We start from the raw sequence: 16,856 nt of genomic DNA, 5'->3' as shown, positions 1-16,856 counted from the left end.
GCGTCCTCACCTCGTTCAACTGCCCAACACCATGACGTCCCAACTGCACAAAAAAGGCGAAGCCTGGTCGGCTCGCTTCTCGGAGCCGATGTCGGAGCTCGTCAAACGCTACACGTCGTCGGTTTTCTTCGACAAGCGTCTGGCGCTTGTCGATATCGAAGGGTCGCTCGCGCACGCCTCGATGCTGGCCGCGCAGAAGATCATCGCCGACGACGACCTCGCCGCGATCCAACGCGGCATGGCGCAGATCAAGGGCGAAATCGAGCGAGGCGAGTTCGAGTGGCAACTCGATCTGGAAGACGTCCACCTGAACATCGAGGCGCGCCTGACCGCGCTGATCGGCGACGCCGGCAAGCGCCTGCACACGGGCCGCTCGCGTAACGACCAGGTCGCGACCGACATCCGCCTGTGGCTGCGCGGCGAAATCGACCGCATCGGCGGTCTGCTGACGGAACTGCGCACCGCCTTGCTCGACATGGCGGAGAAGAACGCGTCGACCATCATGCCGGGCTTCACGCACTTGCAGGTAGCGCAGCCGGTCACGTTCGGCCATCACCTGCTGGCCTACGTCGAAATGTTTTCGCGCGACGCCGAACGCATGATCGATTGCCGCAAGCGCGTGAACCGTCTGCCGCTGGGCGCAGCGGCGCTGGCCGGCACCAGCTATCCGATCGACCGTCACGCGGTGGCGAAGACACTGGGCTTTGACGGCATCTGCGCGAACTCGCTGGATGCCGTGTCCGATCGTGACTTCGCGATCGAGTTCACGGCCGCGTCCGCGCTGGTGATGACGCACGTATCGCGCTTCTCCGAGGAACTCGTGCTGTGGATGAGCCCGCGCGTCGGCTTCATCGATCTGGCCGACCGTTTCTGCACGGGCTCGTCGATCATGCCGCAGAAGAAGAACCCGGACGTGCCCGAACTCGCGCGTGGCAAGACGGGCCGCGTGAACGGCCATCTGATCGCCCTGCTGACCTTGATGAAAGGCCAGCCGCTCGCGTACAACAAAGACAATCAGGAAGACAAGGAACCGCTGTTCGACACCGTCGATACGGTCGCGGATACGCTGCGCATCTTCGCTGAAATGGTCACCGGCATCTCGGTGAAGCCGCAAGCGATGCGCGACGCGGCGCTGCAAGGATTCTCCACCGCGACCGATCTCGCCGACTACCTGGTCAAGCGCGGTCTGCCGTTCCGCGACGCGCACGAAGCGGTGGCGCTGGCGGTTCGCGTGTGTGCCGATCGCGGCTGCGATCTGGCCGACCTGACGCTGGAAGAAATGCGTCACGAACTGCCGAACGTCGCGCATCTGATCGGCGAGGACGTGTTCTCGTACCTGACGCTTGAGGGTTCGGTGGCGAGCCGCAACCATCCGGGCGGTACGGCGCCGGAGCAGGTAGTCGCGGCGGTCAAGGCTGCGCGGGAAGCGTTGAAGTAAGCTAAGTCTGGCGCGCTTTGGCGCGTCCGGCAATGCACGCATTCGGCGTGCGTAGCCACGGATATCCAAGCGGGCAATTAGCGGCGCGCGCAAACAAAGGCGAACTCGTCAACGGGTTCGCCTTTGTTGTTTTCGTGGCGGGATTGATTGCGCGAAGCGTCGCACAAAAAAGAAAGCCCGCGCGAAGCGGGCAAAATGAAAGACTTCCACCGATGCCTCTCGAAAGAGGCACACGAAGTGTAGGCTCGTTTTGGCCGCCAACCAATCCGGTCATATTTCGGCTGATTACAAGCGTGCGAATCGCGCTGAGCGGGTCAACGACAATTGAATCCTGGCGTTTTTTGACTACCATCAATTTAGATCCTGCCTTGATGCTTTCCACCACGATGCTCACCCGCACGCGTCACCTTCGCAGCTTGACCGGACACTTCGCATCACGCGCTGGTGCTTCTCCATCGCACGCGCATAGCGTGGCATTGGCGTTGAAGGTAGCTTCGGCCTTAGCGCTCGCAGTCATGGCAGGCTGCACCATCACGCCGCCGGGCCGCCCTCTCATCATCACGCCGGCCGCCGCCGTCAACAGTGCGACGCTCGACCAGTACCGCAGCGCGGTCGCCCAACGCATCATCGAGCGCAGCCCTTCTTACGTGTTGCGCGGCACGCCGCAAGCGATGCTGCGCTCGCTGGTGGTGGTCTCGTTCACGGTGGATCGCGATGGCCGGGTGGTGGCGTCCTCGGTGTATCGCACCAATGGCGATGACGAAGCCGAGAGCACCGCGCTCGCCACCTTGCGGCGCGCGTCGCCGCTGCCGGAACCGCCGGGTAAATTGCTGAACGGCCGTGGCCAGCTCGAGCTGTTCGAAGACTGGCTGTTCAACGACGACGGCAAATTCCAGTTGCGCGAGCTCGCCTCGCCGCAAGCGCAGACCATCAACTGAACGCCGCTCCCAAACAGCGCCCGGCAGACAAGATGCGAACCAGGGCCTGCCACCGCCTTGCTGCGCCGCCACCGCACTCGTTATAATTTTCCGATTCCTCAAGCCGGAGCCTTCCGGCACGGCTCACGCCGCCCGCTCACCCGTTGGCGCGGCGCGAGCCCGATTGCAGCGCCGCCGCGCCACCCGCGACGGCCGCCTTTATTTCCCTCGTAAGGCCGCTTTCGCGCGCGACCGCAGACGGCCACCGGCTGCCGTTGTAAGCTGTCGCTTCGTCGCCCGCACCGCGTATGGCTTCAACCGCCAGCGAGACGCGCCGAAGCGCAGGCGCACGAACTTAAACAAAGATGCTGCCTGACCAGGCGCCGCCCGTACATGAATGGTCGGCGCCCAACGGCATCACGACACACGGAGACCCTGCATGTCCACTTCGCCGATTTCCGCGGCCCAGCCCAATTCAACCGGGCAGAACAGCAGCGCGCGAATCATCTTCGCGAGCTTCATCGGCACCGCGATCGAGTTCTACGATTTCTACGTCTATGCGACCGCCGCGGCGCTCGTCATCGGGCCGGTGTTTTTCCCGCACGGCTCGGCGACCGCCCAGGCATTGTCGGCTTTCGTCACGTTCGGCATCGCGTTCGTCGCGCGGCCGATCGGCTCGTTCCTGTTCGGTCACTTCGGCGACCGGATCGGCCGCAAGTCGACGCTGGTCGCTTCGCTGCTGGTGATGGGTGTGTCCACCACGCTGATCGGTTTCGTGCCCGGCTATGACTCGATCGGCAGCCTCGCGCCGATCCTGCTGTGCATCTTGCGCTTCGGCCAGGGAATCGGTCTTGGCGGCGAATGGGGCGGCGCCGCGCTGCTCGCCACCGAGAATGCACCGGCCGGCAAACGCGGCTGGTTCGGGATGTTCCCCCAACTGGGGCCGTCGATCGGCTTTCTGGCGTCCAACGGTCTGTTCTTCGCTTTGGCGTTGTCTTTGAGCGACGAGCAATTCCGCAGCTGGGGCTGGCGCGTGCCGTTCCTCGTCAGCGCGGTGCTGGTCGCGCTCGGCTTGTACGTGCGTTTGAAAATTGCTGAGACACCGGCCTTCCAGGCGGCTATCGAACGCAAGGAGCGCGTGAAGGTGCCGATCGCGACCTTGCTGTCGCAGCACGGACTGCCGACCCTCCTCGGCGCGCTGGCCATGGTGGTCTGCTACACGCTCTTCTACAACGCCACGACGTTTTCGCTGTCGTATGGTGTGTCGGTGCTGCATATTCCGCGGCCGACGTTCCTCGGCATGCTGTGCATCGCGGTCGTCTTCATGGCGCTCGCCACGCCGTTGTCGGCCTGGGCTAGCGACCGTTATGGCCGCAAGCCGGTGCTGATTGTCGGCATCGTCGCGGCGATCCTGTCCGGCTTCACGATGGCGCCGTTGCTCGGCAGCGGACAGACGCCGCTGGTGCTGCTGTTCCTCGTGATCGAACTGTTCCTGATGGGCGTGACTTTCGCCCCGATGGGCGCGCTGCTGCCGGAACTGTTTCCAACCCACGTGCGCTATACCGGTGCAGGCGTGTCGTACAACCTCGGCGGGATTCTCGGTGCGTCAGTCGCACCGTATATCGCGCAGGTGCTGGCCGCGCACGGCGGGCTGTCTTGGGTGGGCGCCTATGTGTCGATTGCCGCGGCCGTCAGCATGATCGGCGTGCTGTGCATGCGCGAGACGCGCGATGCGCAACTGATGTGAAGAGACTGAAGACGCGCTGAGTAAATCCCCTGTCTTGCGCGTCTTTTTGGCTTGCCTATACTCGGTTCACATAACCCTAAGGCGAGCAGGGAGGCTCTGATGAGTATTCATCTTCACAACGCGGATATCGTGATGATCATCGCGCTGGCATTGCTGTGTTCGCTGCTGCTGGCGTTGCGGTTTCGTCCCGCGACGTGGAAGGGCATCGTCGTGGAAGCGCTGGCCGCGAACGCGGCCGCCATCGCCGCGGTGATCGCTTTCGAAATGCTGCTCGCCTGAGCGCTCGAACGCCGCGGCACCCGGTCGGGCGCTACAGCCGAAACCGGCCACACGTCATTCAAAGAAGCGGCTGAGCGGCGGCACGTGCCTGGGCAGGCAAGCGCCGGCCGTGAGGCCGGCTTGCGGCGTTGCACCTGGACGAACGGGCGCGACAAGCCGTTACCGGTAGTAGTAGCCGCCGTGATGGTAATAACCGCCGCCGTAGTAATAGCCAGGTGCCGGTGCAACGATGCAGCCGCCGAGCGCCGTTGCCAGCAGCGTGCCTGCGATCAGGGTCAGGATTAAGCGTTTCATATTGTTCTCCTTCGAGTCAGATTCATTCGAGCCGAAACCCCGAATAACTCGATTGAACACGACCCTGCCTCGCGCGAGCGTTGCCATTTGTAAGGGAAGATCACCGAGGTGTTACACGTTTGCGCCCCGAAACCGGCCGCCGCGAAGCATGGCGACGACAGATTCACATCAGACGAAAACACCTCCTATACTGCATTGAACATGCGAGTTCCTTGCAAGCCCTGCCGGTGGCGGGTGCGCGGATCGAGGCGCCGACGAGGGGTAGTATGTACGCGCTTCCCTGCACGAGAACTGAGCCGGCGGCTACGCGCAAGAACACATCCGCAGCAAATTGGCACTCGACGAAAAGCGACAGATTTAACAGGTGTGTAATGCGCGGCGCCTGACCGAACGCAGAGCGCGGTCAAGAGCGACCGGCTGCGGGACACCGGTGAGCCGCACACGACGCTGCCGGCGCGCGCGGCATGTTCCGGAATGCACCATTGAATTCGACCGCCTGGCGGCGGTCTCTTCAGAACTGGATCGATCGCCCGACGTGGCGGCTGAAAGCACGACTCAGTGAAAGGCCGGCTTGTTCATTGCAGCGATTCCTCTCCGCCCGTTGTTCCCCGACGCGGGCGTTTTTCGGAGGCGTTTCGTGGCAGCGCCTGTTTGATTGGGCGACTGCGCGCCGCGCCTCTTTTCTTTTCGCGCAAACGATTGCGCGAAAGCGCGGCGAAGCGGCGCTCAGGCGGCCGCCGATCCGTGCCGCACGTGGACAGCGCGCGGCTCGCTGTGCACATAATCGATCGCCTCCAGCGCCTCGGCGATCGAGGGCACTGACTGGCCGTCGCCGATCGAAATCGAGCGGAATGGCGCTTCGATGCCGCAATGTGACGGCGAGGTCGCCACAAAAATCATGACCGTGCGTTTCTGCAATGCATGCGCCAGATGAACGAAACCCGTATCGGTACCGACCACCAGTGCGCACGCGTCGATCATCTGCGCGATTTCAGTCACGCTCAGCTTCGGCAGGACCGTCGAACCCGGCACCCGCGACGCGATTTGCTGCGCCTCGGCTCGCTCGCCTTCCGAGCCCCACGGCAATACCACGTGAAAACCACGCTGCGCCAACTCGCGGCCGACCTCGACCCAATGGGTCAGCGGCCACTTCTTGTCGTCTTTGGACGTGGCATGAAACAGCGCCGCAACCGGCGCACTGTCAGCCGCGAATAGTGGAGCGGCCGGCTCGGGCAGGCGCAGATTGTAGACGGGCGGGCCCTCTACCTCGTAGCCGAGCGCCTCACCGGCGCTGATGCGCATGCCGTGCCACGCATCGCACAGCGGACGCGGACCGAAACGCCCGGTGTAGGCAAACGCGGCGCCCCGCTCGCCCAGATCCTGGGACTGGTAGCCAATACGCTTGGACGAGCGCGCGAGGAACGCAATGATGGCGCTCTTGTACACGCCGTGAATGTCGATGATGAAATCGTAGCGATAGGCGCGCAATTCGGCGATCGACGCCGCGATCGCCTTGAAATCACCCCAGCGGCGCGCCTTCTTGAAGCGGCGCAGCGGTGCGCAAAGCACGCGGTCCACGCCTTTGCACCAATGCACCATTTCGGCGAATGCCTCGTCGGCCGCCCAATCCACTTCAACGCCGGGAAACGCGCGTTTGATGTCGGCGACAACAGGCAACGCCTGCACGATATCGCCGAGTGAAGTGACCTTGACGATAAGGACTCGCTTCATTGAGGACCTGTTAGTTGTTCGAACGTCAAACTATTTTAGCCGACGATTGGAATAATCTAGGCGGAACGCGGCAGTGCGCCATCCGGTCATTAATACGGCGCGTTACATCCCGCGCCTTACAAATAAACCTTTTACTATATTTCAAAATACTTTCATACAGTTCTGCCGACGCAGCGCGTCTTATAATCCACCCTTTGCGCCAGCCCACCCCTCATGTCCCGGACATTCTATCCGCGCTCCTCCAGCATTGTGCGTCGCGCCAGACGCCTGTGGCGGCAATATGGCGTCTTCTGGCTCGGCGCGATCGCGGTCGGTCTGGTGGCGGTCCTGTATGCGCGGCTGATCGACTGGGGCTACGGCGAATTCCGCACGATGCAGCAGCAGCACGTGTGGGCGCCGTTGATCGTCACGCCCGCGGTTGCGGCGCTCGCCGTCTGGCTCACGCGCAAGTTCTTCCGCGGCGCCGAAGGTAGCGGCATTCCGCAAGTCATCGCCACCCTGCATGCCAGGCCCGGTGAATACGGCGCGCGGCTGCTTTCGTTCAGGATTCTGTTCGGCAAGATCGCGGTATCGTTTCTGGCGATTCTCGGCGGCTTCACGATCGGCCGCGAAGGACCGACCGTGCAGGTCGGCGCGGCGCTGATGTTCAATCTGCGACGGCTCTATCCCCGCTCGAACGCGCAGATCGAACGGCAACTGGTGCTCGCGGGCGCGGCAGCGGGTTTGTCCGCGGCGTTCAATACACCGCTGGCGGGGATCGTGTTCGCGATCGAGGAACTCACGCGCAGCTTCGAAGCCCGCGCGAGCGGCGTGCTGATTACCGCAATCATCATCGCCGGTGTGATCGCGCTCGGGTTGAACGGCAACTACACCTATTTCGGCACCATCCAGATCGGCGTGCATTTCCCCAATCTGCTGGCGGTGGCCGTCGTGCTCACGGCCGTCGTCACCGGTATTGCAGGCGGCGTGTTCGGCTGGCTGTTGCTGAACACCGCGCGCTGGATCCCGGCGCCGCTGCGTCAGTTGCACGGTGAGCGGCCGGTCGCATTCGCCGCGCTGTGCGGTTTCGCGATCGCGGTGGTCGGCCTGATTTCCGGCGGCACGACCTTCGGCAGCGGCTACGCGGAAGCGCGCGGGTTGCTCGACGGACACGAGCAACTGTCCGTGTTCTATCCGTTTCTAAAGATGATCTCGATGGTCGGTTCGTATCTGCCTGGCATCCCGGGCGGCATCTTCGCACCGTCGCTGTCGATCGGCGCGGGCTTCGGCAATCTGCTCCACATGATATTCGGCTCGATGCAATTGCCGATGCTGATCGCCCTCGCCATGGTGGGCTATCTGGCGGCCGTCACGCAGTCGCCGATTACGTCGTTCGTGATCGTGATGGAGATGATCGACGGTCATGCGCTGGTGATTTCGCTGATGGCCACGGCGTTGATTGCGAGCCGTGTGGCGCGCATGCTCGCGCCGCCGTTGTACGAGTCGCTGGCAGCGCGCTATATGGCGCCGTTGCCGCAGCCGGCACCCGCACCGGTACCGGAAGTCCCCGAAGTCGAAGCGCCCGGAGCAGCGGCCGTCGAAGAGATCGACGGCGATCCTCGCGCTGAAGAGGGCGCCCCGCGTCAGTAAACGACAACTGCGGGCGCGCGCATATAGACCGGCCGCGCCGGCACCACCACGCAACCGGCCAGCATGACCGCCAGGACGGCGATCAGAAGCAGATTCTTTTTCATCATGGGTTCCTCTGAAACACAGGCGAGCGCCGAGGCGGCGCCTGTGCCGTCACACTGAAGGGAACGGAACGGCACGCGCGGGGTCATCCACGCCGTGCCGCGCGCTGCTCGCGCCTTGCGACTTACGCCCAGTGGCCTTCGACCCAGCGATAGTTCGGACCGTGTTCGACCCAGTGCCCCGGCACCCAGTGGTAGCCGACACGCTCGGCCTGCCAGTGACCCTCGACCCACACATAACGGCCATGGTCCCAGCGCCAATGACCGTGATCCCACACATAGCCGACGCGCGGCGCCGGCACGGCTTCATAACGTACGGCGGGCGGTGCGGACGGCGCGATCACGATGACTTCCTCGGCAGAAGCGGACGCCACAGCGGATGCGCCAGCGGCGATCAGAACAGCGTTGGCGATCAGCAAGCGAAAGGTCTTGTTCATGTTTTCCCCCTGTAGTTGGACACCGAATACGGCGTTATCCGTTTAATGCGCGAGGGGACAAAAGCGCTGACTGCACGCGTGTTACGGCACACGCCGAAGTGCAACGGATTATTTCGGCGCGCGGCGTAGCGACGTGCGCATGTGTGTCGCCGTACACGGCGAAGCAGTGCGTTCGAGCAACAGAGGAAAAAACGAAGGGAGAGACGGCGCGCGGAACCTGCGTTCGCGCGTCAAATTGAACGGCAGAAAGGACAGCGAGAGAAGCGCGCCTACGCGCTCCACCTCATCACGTCGGATCGACGCAACGAGGCAGAGCGCGCAGCACGTTATGCGGAACCAGCCTGCGGAATCTCGATCTTGACCTCGAGCACTTCGAGATCGTCCTGGCGCTCCAGGCTCACGCGAATATCGTCGTTGGAAATTTTCACGTACTTCGAAATCACGGCCACCAGTTCGCGTTGCAACGCAGGCAGATAATCGGCAGGCGCATGGCCGCCGGCGCGCTCGTGCGCGATGATCAACTGCAGGCGTTCCTTCGCTACCGACGCGGATTTCTTCTTCTCGCCGAGCAAAAACGAAAGAATCGACATGACGTGCGCCCCCCTTACTTGGTGCCGAAGAGGCGCTGCAGCAGCCCTGGCTTCTGGTAATCGGTAAAGCGAAGCGACTTTTGCTCGCCGAGGAAACGCGACACGACATCTTTATAGGCTTCGGCGACATCGGTACCGTCAAGGTGCACGGCCGGCAGGCCCTGGTTCGACGCATGCAGCACGGCTTCCGATTCCGGAATCACGCCGATCAGATCGATGCGAAGAATCTCCTGAATGTCGGTCAGCGACAGCATTTCGCCTTCGCTGACACGCTTCGGGTTGTAGCGGGTGATCAGCAGGTGTTCCTTGATCGGCTCCTTGCCTTCGATCGCACGCTTGGTCTTGGACGACAGGATACCGAGGATACGGTCCGAGTCGCGCACCGAGGAGACTTCCGGATTCGTCACGATCAGCGCTTCGTCGGCGAAGTGCATGGCGAGCAGCGCGCCCGATTCGATACCGGCCGGCGAATCGCAAACAATGAATTCGAAGTCCATTGCGATCAGATCGTTGATGACCTTCTCGACGCCTTCCATGGTCAGCGCGTCTTTGTCACGCGTCTGCGATGCCGGGAGGATGAACAGGTTCTCGCACTTCTTGTCCTTGATCAGCGCCTGGTTGAGGTTGGCTTCGCCCTGGATCACGTTGATCAGGTCGTACACCACACGGCGCTCGCAGCCCATGATGAGGTCGAGGTTGCGCAGGCCGACGTCGAAGTCGATCACGGCGGTTTTGCTGCCACGCAATGCGAGGGCCGATGCAAAACTCGCGCTCGTGGTCGTCTTGCCCACGCCACCCTTGCCCGAAGTCACCACAATGATTTTTGCCATTACCCTTACCTTGTGTTCGTCAAATTCATCAATTATGTGCGGCCCAAATTGCCGTGGAACGCCGCGTGCCGTAACTTTTCAGGGCAGCGCGCGTCACGTCGATCAGGTGAGCCGCAGCGGTTCGATCATCAATTTCTCTTCTTCGAGCCAGATCTGCACCGGCTTGCCGAGCACGTCGGCCGGCAGCGGGTTCTCCGTCGTACGATAGATGCCCGCGATCGAGATCAGTTCCGGCTCGAGACACGTGCAGAAAATGCGCGCGTCGTGATTGCCCTGCACGCCGGCCAACGCCCGGCCACGCAGCGGCGCATAAATATGGATGTTGCCTTCCGCGATCACTTCCGCGCCATAGCTCACCAGACCGAGCACGACCAGATCGCCCTTCGCGTAGATGCGCTGACCCGAGCGCAACGGCTTGTCGATCACCGTGGTGTGCGATGAGGTGGCGAGACGGACGGGCTCGGCGGCGGGCACTGGCTCGACCGCGGCGGCCGTGGCCGGGGTGCCGTTTTCCGGAGGTCCGCCGGTGGGCGTAACTGGTATGAGGGCCGCGGCTTCGAACAGATCGGCCGGCGGCGTGGCCGTCGCAGCGGTGACAACCGGCGCCGAAACGGCAGCATGCGTGCCCTCTTCGTCCGACTTCGCGGCACCACGGCGGTCGCGCGCTTCGAGCAGCGGAAGCGCGGATTCGCCTGCCCACGTCTGCTGCGCGTTGGCGACGACGCCGACCGGACGCATGCGCACGCTGTCGAGCAGTTGCACGATGTCGGCAAGCGGCACGCGTTCGTTCTCGGCGAGACGGCGCACGTCGATCGCAACAACGTCGTTAGCGAAAAATTCGGGGGTCGCCTCGAAGCGCCGGGTCAGTTCGGCACGCATCGCATCGAGGTCGGTTGTCTTGACCACAAACAGGAGCGTGTCGACAGAGCCGCTGCGGAGTTCGAAAAAGGGCGATTTCTTGGGCGACATAGCGTTCGGCAAAAAATTTTGCGTATTTTACAGGCGTCCAGGCAAGGAGCGAGTTTTTTTGCCGAGAGAACGCGCCTCTGCGGCCTGAATGCCCAGGACGTGGCCACGCCTCGGCCGTTCAGGCCGCGCTTAGGCCGCTTATCTGGCCATGAACGCTGTAGCGACGCGGATGGGATTTGAGCGGCAGACTGACGCGCCGCTCGCGAGATCACTGCTGAAATACCTGCGAGGTGGTCGGCACATGGCGCACCAGCAGGCTTTCGGCCTGCTCGGGCGCACGCGCGACGCGCCGATGCTCGCCAGTCGGCCCGAAGCCCAGCGCCTCGTAAAAGCGCATCGCATTGCGATTGGCGTCGGCGACCCACGCGTAGATTTCCATGGCGCCTTCGCCGGCGAGCCAGGTGCCGGCGGTGTCGACCAGCAGCTCACCGCCTCGCAGATGACGCACGGCGGGCGCCACCCACAGCTCACAGACGAACGCGCGGCGTGCCGCGGTGTCGTCGAAATGTGCTTCGATCAGCCCTGCCGGGTGGCCCTCGGTATAGAGGATGAAACTGGTGGCGATAAACGAAACAGCGTGTTCGGCGGCGGTGGCGTCGAACGTGGCGGCATCTGCCGACAATGCGTCCTCTAGCGTCTCGCCGAAGGCATAGGGCGCCTCCCGCAGCGACGCAGTACGGAGTTCGCGGAAAACGGCGCCCTGGTCAGCGGCGATACGGCGAACGGTCAATGACGGACTCATGCAGACGAAAACCCCTTGAAACACTAAGGCATAGCTTTAACCGAACCGGCGCGCGAGTCAAATCCTTATTTACAGGATCGGACGGCGGCGTCAGTCCAAGGTGCGGGCGCCGCGTATCCATTGCGCCGCGATTCGCGCGCCCGCCGCCTTGATAGCCGGTTCGTCACGCGCCGCGGCCACTGCCTTCAGGGCGCTTCGTAATCGCCGGTGCCGTCCGGCCACGGCGTCAACAGCTCGTAGCCTTCTTCGGTCACGGCGATCATGTGCTCCCATTGCGCCGACAGCGAACGGTCTTTGGTGACGACGGTCCAGCCGTCACGTTGCACGGCGGTGCCGGCGCGGCCTGCATTGATCATGGGTTCGATCGTGAAGACCATACCCGGCTTCAGACGCACGCCCTGCCCCGGCTGACCGTAGTGCAATACTTGTGGATCTTCGTGGTAGACACGGCCAATGCCGTGCCCGCAGTAGTCGCGCACGATCGAAAATCCGTCACGCTGCGCGACTTTCTGGATGGCGTGGCCAACATCGCCCAGGGTCGCGCCCGGCTTGACCTCGCGGATGCCGGCAAGCATCGCCTCATAGGTCGTGTCGATCAGCTGGCGCGCCACCGTGCTCGGCTGGCCGACGCAATACATGCGGCTGGTGTCGCCGAAATAGCCGTCTTTGATAATCGCGACATCGATATTGATGATGTCGCCATCTTTCAGGATTTCGCTGCGATTGGGAATGCCGTGGCACACCACCTGATTGACGGACGTGCAGACGGTCTTCGGAAAGCCCAGATAACCAACATTTGCCGGAATCGACTTTTGCGTATTGACAATGTAATCGTTGCACAGCGCGTCGAGCTCGTCGGTGGAGACACCGGCCTTGACGTGCTCGCCGATCATCGCCAGCACGTCGGCCGCGAGGCGGCCGGAGATGCGCAGTTTGGCGATGTCGTCGGGAGTCTTGTAGGTAATGGCCATGAATTCAGTCGAGGTGGGTCGATGTAGACGATCGGCCAATTGTACAGAGGATCGCCGGACGACCTCCGCGAACCGGGCCGGGCCCGCTCGCCGGGGATCGACACCGACGCACCACTCGCGGTTGATATTGCGCGCACAAATGATTTGTCATGCTAAGCGTTTTAAGCCGAACACGCTGAATCGCCCTCGCCGACGAGTCTCGCGGACTTCACGCCGCCGCGTCGGTCGGCGCAAGTGGCCATCGCCCAGGGGATGTTGTTCATGCCGGACCGCAAGGGCCCGGGATGAACAATCTACGGCGTTAGCGCACTGGAATGATCAGATGCTGGCCGACCAGGATGAGGTTGGGGTTTGGAAGATTATTGCGCTTCTGAACATCCACAAATCGCGCACCGCTTCCCAACTGACTCGCGGCAATGGCGTTGAGCGTGTCGCCGGAGCGGACCACGTAGGTCTTCTCACCACCGGTCGCGGCGGTGGTCAGCACCTGGTCGCTGATGAAATATTTACGCAACAGGTCCAGATACGCCGGCGATTGCTTGACCTTCGCGATCGCGGAGTTCAGGTAGATCAGGAGCGCGCCGTCTTCCTTGCGTACGCCAATTTTGTACGCAAGGTTCGACCCGTCCAGTTTTGTGACCGCGAACGTGAGATCGGTGCCTTTGATCTCCGACACGCCAAACGGATAGTCGTAGACGATGGCGTCGACCTGATGCTCGTCGAGGAAATGCGACATCCACGAGCGCTGCCCCTCGATGCTTGCATCCGATAGTTCGACAATCTTGCTATTCGGAAACGCTTTCTGGACATACGCTTTCACATCCGGATCGCCCTGCAGCACACCGACCGTTTTGCCCGCCAGATCGGCCGCGGAACGGACCGGCGAACCCTTGGCGACGATCAATGAATAGCCGAAGTCCTCGACGTAAGGAATCGAATAGACGACGCCGCCCGGGGTGTTGTCAGGGAACGTCAGGCCGTCCATGGCGACGTCAACGACCGCGTTACCCTGCTTGTCGGTCTTCGTCAGCTGATCGGGAACCGCGGGATACGTGTCCACGCCGTGATGCGTGTCGACCGTGATGGTCGGATGGTCACCCGAGGTGAACTCTTTCTGCGCGAACAGCAGGTTCGCGAAGTCGACGTTGAAGCCTTGCGGCTTGCCGTTGTCTTCCGAGTAAAACGGCCGCGACGGATTTTCGACGCTGACGCGTACCACGCCGTTGCTCAATATCGACTTCAGCGTGTCCTTGTTGGGCACGAAACCGTCCGGGTTGCTCGGGGCGGGCGTTTTGACGTCCGCGCTGCTGGGATTGCCGGTGTCGACACCATTGACCGCGACGGTGTCTTTGTCGGCGCTCTGCCCGTTGTTCAGAGGGCTTTTCAGGCCGCTCTCGTGGATATACCAACCGGCAGCCAGCAAGATCAGGAAAAGAATCGAACCCAGGATTTTCTTCATTGTTTTTTGATCGAGTTGAGTAGTCGAGCAGCGCGCACCTGATTATTTGGGTGCCGCCGGCGAGCCGAGTTGCTGAGCGGGCGGGTTGATAACACCCATTTCGGTAGCGGCCTTGGCTTGCTGCACTTCCGCGCTCTCCATCAGCGATGTTTCCATTTCGGAAAACGCCTTGTTGACCGAGTTCATCACGGAGTCGAGCGCGGCGTCGGTTTTGATTTGCGCGAAAGTGTCGCTGGTTTGCATGCCGGCGATCTTGTTCATGCGTTGCGCGGATTGCGACATATCCCACAGTGCTTTGGCGCGATCGATTGCGTCGGCGAATCGCTTGAGTTCGTCCTGCACCTGCTTATAGCGCCCCTCGCGAAACGCGAGCAGTTTTTTCATCGTCGCGAGTTGAGCCTCGAAACGATCCGCGTCTTCGGGATACTGCTTTTTGAACTGCGCGGTTTTGTCTTCGAAGTTTTTAACCTCGGTGCGAAAATCGGTGATGCTCTTCTTGAACCGCTCGGCACCTTCCTGCTTTTCGGCCAGTTCGTTGTAGAGCGTCTCGATCGGGTTCGACTTCGCTTCGTTCACGAACATCTTGACCTTCTGGTTCGCGAACTTCATGGCGAGAACGGGACCGAAATTGATCGCCGCGAGCCCGATCACAGCCGCGAGGATCAGGCCGAACAGACCTTTGACCAGCAGGATGGCGAGCGGCGCACCGATGGCGATGCACAACCCGATGATCGACCACTTGATGACTTTGTATTTGGTGGTGCTTTTGGTCGTGTCAACGACCGAATTGCCGACTGACATGTGAATCCCCTTTTGAAGCCTGTTTTACAAAACTGGTTTTGCAAACTACTCGGGACATTCTTGTGGCTGTGCGTTTGGCGTCCGTATTTTGGACACGACGCGAAAACGCTGTATGACTTTACAGGCACTAGGGCGACTCGGGAAGTGCCACTTATTTTCCTGCATCGCTCAGCGGGTCACGAATTCGAATCGATCGAATGGCCCATGGCGGCGCATGTCGCGTTCCGCTCGAATTTTCCTGACAAAAGCTAATCAATATATTTTCTAATTGCTTTCAATTCGGGTATCCGCCACAAGTGATTTTGTCCACGCGAACGAGAAAATTCACGCCGATTATTCAAATCGCATAGATCAAGGTAATCGCTATGTCCGGCTCGGTCGTCCAGGCGGCGGACACGGTGTACATGGAACCGGGCTTCTCATGCGGCTTCGTGTTCTTTGCGGTCAACATGGCGTTGCTGCTCGGCGCCGGCATCAACCTCGTGGAGCCGTGGACGCTGTGAACGGCGGTCAGAATCCGACACCAGATGGCGGCGTCGGCATTCCTGCCGGCAGGCATTATCGGACTGCTTAGCTTTATTTTGCGCCAGGCGTTGACCGAATCCCACGCCTAAGCGCGGGCTCGAATCAGGTAAGCCTCCCTTCGCAAACATCAGACTCATTGGATCGTCCTGGAGCGCCCCGCGATAGGCCGATTCAATTGGCATACGGACTGCCATCATCCTGTAATTGGAGCTACGCGCAGACGCTCCTGAGGCGCATGCGTGTGCGGGGACAACGAGAAAATGTTAGCCGACGCAGTCGCCCTCCACGATGGAATTCGTCACCAGGCGACGCTTGTTCAGCGATGTCCCACCATAATTCAAATCGAGATATTCGTGAGACCATTGCCAACCCTGATTGCCGGCCTGACTGGCGCGCTTTTCGCCGTCGCGGCCCTCGCCACCGACATTACCGGTGCCGGCAGCACGCTCGCTGCTCCCCTCTACACCAAATGGGCCACCGACTACCAGAAGTCTGGCGGAGGCAAGGTGAGCTATCACGGCGTTGGTTCGTCGGACGGTATCAAGCAACTCATGGCAAATGAGGTCGACTTCGCGGGATCGGACGCGCCACTCACCGACATCGAACTGACGAAAGATGGGCTGCGGCAGTTCCCGACTGTTATCAGCGGCGTGGTGCCGGTCGTCAACCTGCCGGGCATCAAGCCCGGCGAGTTGACATTGTCCGGCACGGTATTGGGCAACATTTTCCTCGGCAAGATCCGCTACTGGGACGACCCCGCGATTGCTCAACTGAATCCGAGGATCAAAATGCCTGACACCCCCATCGCCGTCGTGCGCCGTCAGGATGGTTCAGGCACAAGCCTCATCTGGACGCACTACCTCGCGCAGGTCAGTCCCGAGTGGAGGCAAAAGGTTGGTGAGGGCACGAGTGTGCGCTGGCCGCTTGGAATCGGCGGCAAGGGGAATGAGGGTGTAGCCACTTTCGTCGGGTATCTGCCCGGCGCGATAGGCTATGTTGCGTGGGACTTCACCAGGCAGAACCACATGACGTACACGGCAATGAAGAATGCATCGGGCGCCAGCGTCGAACCTGGCGTGCAAACATTCAACGCGGCGGCCGCCGGCGCCGATTGGTCCAGGTCGCTCTCGCAGATCCTGACCAACCAACCAGGCAACGATGCGTGGCCCGTTACGGGCGCCACCTACGTGCTGCTGCGCACGTCGCAGGACAAGCCAGATCACAGCGAGGACACACTGAAGTTCTTCGACTGGGCATTCAGGAATGCGACACAGACCGTGAAAGACCTTGATTACATCCCACTGCCCGACCCGGTTGTCACGGAAATCCGCTCACAATGGCGTGTCAACTTAGGGGGTGAGGCGGCGCGCAAGCCAATTGCTGGGCCATGATTTGA

18 protein-coding genes are annotated in these 16,856 nt (G+C 61.7%); 7 read left to right on the top strand and 11 right to left on the bottom strand.

What is annotated here, in order from left to right; genetic code table 11:
- The first annotated feature begins 31 nt into the window (after positions 1-31).
- Positions 32-1,438, top strand: coding sequence for an argininosuccinate lyase (gene argH / locus KHO23_RS03230; RefSeq protein ID WP_211609592.1), 1,407 nt, complete (start codon positions 32-34; stop codon positions 1,436-1,438).
- 1 nt (position 1,439) lies between these two features.
- Here argH and KHO23_RS03225 read toward each other — a convergent pair whose 3' ends face one another.
- Positions 1,440-1,832 (bottom strand): hypothetical protein, encoded by a 393-nt coding sequence (locus KHO23_RS03225; protein ID WP_211609843.1) that lies wholly within the window; start codon positions 1,830-1,832, stop codon positions 1,440-1,442.
- Positions 1,833-1,953: 121 nt separating this feature from the next.
- On the opposite strand from KHO23_RS03225, the gene KHO23_RS03220 reads away from it, so the two are divergent.
- From KHO23_RS03220 to KHO23_RS03210, 3 genes are all read left to right on the top strand, one after another.
- Entirely contained in the window at positions 1,954-2,376 is a 423-nt protein-coding gene (locus KHO23_RS03220; RefSeq protein ID WP_407946028.1) for an energy transducer TonB family protein, read from the top strand.
- 418 nt (positions 2,377-2,794) lie between these two features.
- Positions 2,795-4,102: an MFS transporter gene (locus KHO23_RS03215; RefSeq protein WP_211609591.1), complete on the top strand. Its 1,308-nt coding sequence runs from the start codon at positions 2,795-2,797 to the stop codon at positions 4,100-4,102.
- Between the two features lie 99 nt (positions 4,103-4,201).
- Positions 4,202-4,381 (top strand): hypothetical protein, encoded by a 180-nt coding sequence (locus KHO23_RS03210; protein ID WP_211609590.1) that lies wholly within the window; start codon positions 4,202-4,204, stop codon positions 4,379-4,381.
- A 159-nt stretch (positions 4,382-4,540) separates the two neighbouring features.
- Here the strand turns inward: KHO23_RS03210 and KHO23_RS35345 are convergent, their stop codons facing one another.
- Complete coding sequence (locus KHO23_RS35345; RefSeq protein ID WP_256390474.1) at positions 4,541-4,675, bottom strand: hypothetical protein; 135 nt, start codon at positions 4,673-4,675, stop codon at positions 4,541-4,543.
- Positions 4,676-5,401: 726 nt separating this feature from the next.
- Positions 5,402-6,406 carry a lipopolysaccharide heptosyltransferase I gene (gene waaC / locus KHO23_RS03205; protein WP_211609589.1) on the bottom strand — a complete coding sequence of 335 codons (1,005 nt, stop codon included), beginning with the start codon at positions 6,404-6,406 and terminating at the stop codon, positions 5,402-5,404.
- 213 nt (positions 6,407-6,619) lie between these two features.
- Between waaC and KHO23_RS03200 the strand changes: the two genes are divergently transcribed.
- Positions 6,620-8,035 (top strand): chloride channel protein, encoded by a 1,416-nt coding sequence (locus tag KHO23_RS03200; RefSeq protein ID WP_211609588.1) that lies wholly within the window; start codon positions 6,620-6,622, stop codon positions 8,033-8,035.
- A gap of 226 nt (positions 8,036-8,261) precedes the next feature.
- On the opposite strand, the gene KHO23_RS03195 is transcribed toward KHO23_RS03200, so the two are convergent.
- From KHO23_RS03195 to KHO23_RS03160, 8 genes are all read right to left on the bottom strand, one after another.
- Positions 8,262-8,573 (bottom strand): YXWGXW repeat-containing protein, encoded by a 312-nt coding sequence (locus KHO23_RS03195; protein WP_211609587.1) that lies wholly within the window; start codon positions 8,571-8,573, stop codon positions 8,262-8,264.
- A 326-nt stretch (positions 8,574-8,899) separates the two neighbouring features.
- Positions 8,900-9,163, bottom strand: a complete 264-nt coding sequence (minE, locus tag KHO23_RS03190; protein ID WP_028196771.1) for a cell division topological specificity factor MinE — start codon at positions 9,161-9,163, stop codon at positions 8,900-8,902.
- A 14-nt stretch (positions 9,164-9,177) separates the two neighbouring features.
- The gene (minD, locus tag KHO23_RS03185; protein ID WP_006048490.1) at positions 9,178-9,993 is read right to left on the bottom strand and encodes a septum site-determining protein MinD; all 816 of its coding nucleotides are present in this window, start codon (positions 9,991-9,993) and stop codon (positions 9,178-9,180) included.
- 102 nt (positions 9,994-10,095) lie between these two features.
- The gene (gene minC, locus KHO23_RS03180; protein ID WP_211609586.1) at positions 10,096-10,962 is read right to left on the bottom strand and encodes a septum site-determining protein MinC; all 867 of its coding nucleotides are present in this window, start codon (positions 10,960-10,962) and stop codon (positions 10,096-10,098) included.
- Positions 10,963-11,170: 208 nt separating this feature from the next.
- Positions 11,171-11,704, bottom strand: a complete 534-nt coding sequence (locus KHO23_RS03175; protein WP_211609585.1) for a GNAT family N-acetyltransferase — start codon at positions 11,702-11,704, stop codon at positions 11,171-11,173.
- A 185-nt stretch (positions 11,705-11,889) separates the two neighbouring features.
- On the bottom strand, positions 11,890-12,675 hold the full coding sequence (gene map / locus KHO23_RS03170) for a type I methionyl aminopeptidase (protein WP_211609584.1): 786 nt from the start codon (positions 12,673-12,675) through the stop codon (positions 11,890-11,892).
- Between the two features lie 301 nt (positions 12,676-12,976).
- A complete protein-coding gene (locus tag KHO23_RS03165; protein ID WP_211609583.1) occupies positions 12,977-14,134 on the bottom strand; it encodes a transporter substrate-binding and LysM peptidoglycan-binding domain-containing protein in 1,158 nt (385 codons plus the stop codon).
- Between the two features lie 42 nt (positions 14,135-14,176).
- A complete protein-coding gene (locus tag KHO23_RS03160) occupies positions 14,177-14,935 on the bottom strand; it encodes a hypothetical protein (protein ID WP_211609582.1) in 759 nt (252 codons plus the stop codon).
- A 365-nt stretch (positions 14,936-15,300) separates the two neighbouring features.
- On the opposite strand from KHO23_RS03160, the gene KHO23_RS03155 reads away from it, so the two are divergent.
- On the top strand, positions 15,301-15,438 hold the full coding sequence (locus KHO23_RS03155; RefSeq protein ID WP_211609581.1) for a hypothetical protein: 138 nt from the start codon (positions 15,301-15,303) through the stop codon (positions 15,436-15,438).
- A 375-nt stretch (positions 15,439-15,813) separates the two neighbouring features.
- Positions 15,814-16,851, top strand: a complete 1,038-nt coding sequence (pstS, locus tag KHO23_RS03150) for a phosphate ABC transporter substrate-binding protein PstS (protein ID WP_236066702.1) — start codon at positions 15,814-15,816, stop codon at positions 16,849-16,851.
- Positions 16,852-16,856 lie beyond the last annotated feature (5 nt).

The organism is Paraburkholderia haematera (assembly GCF_905220975.1).
GTDB lineage: Bacteria > Pseudomonadota > Gammaproteobacteria > Burkholderiales > Burkholderiaceae > Paraburkholderia > Paraburkholderia haematera.
This window is presented reverse-complemented; position numbering and strand designations above follow the sequence as displayed.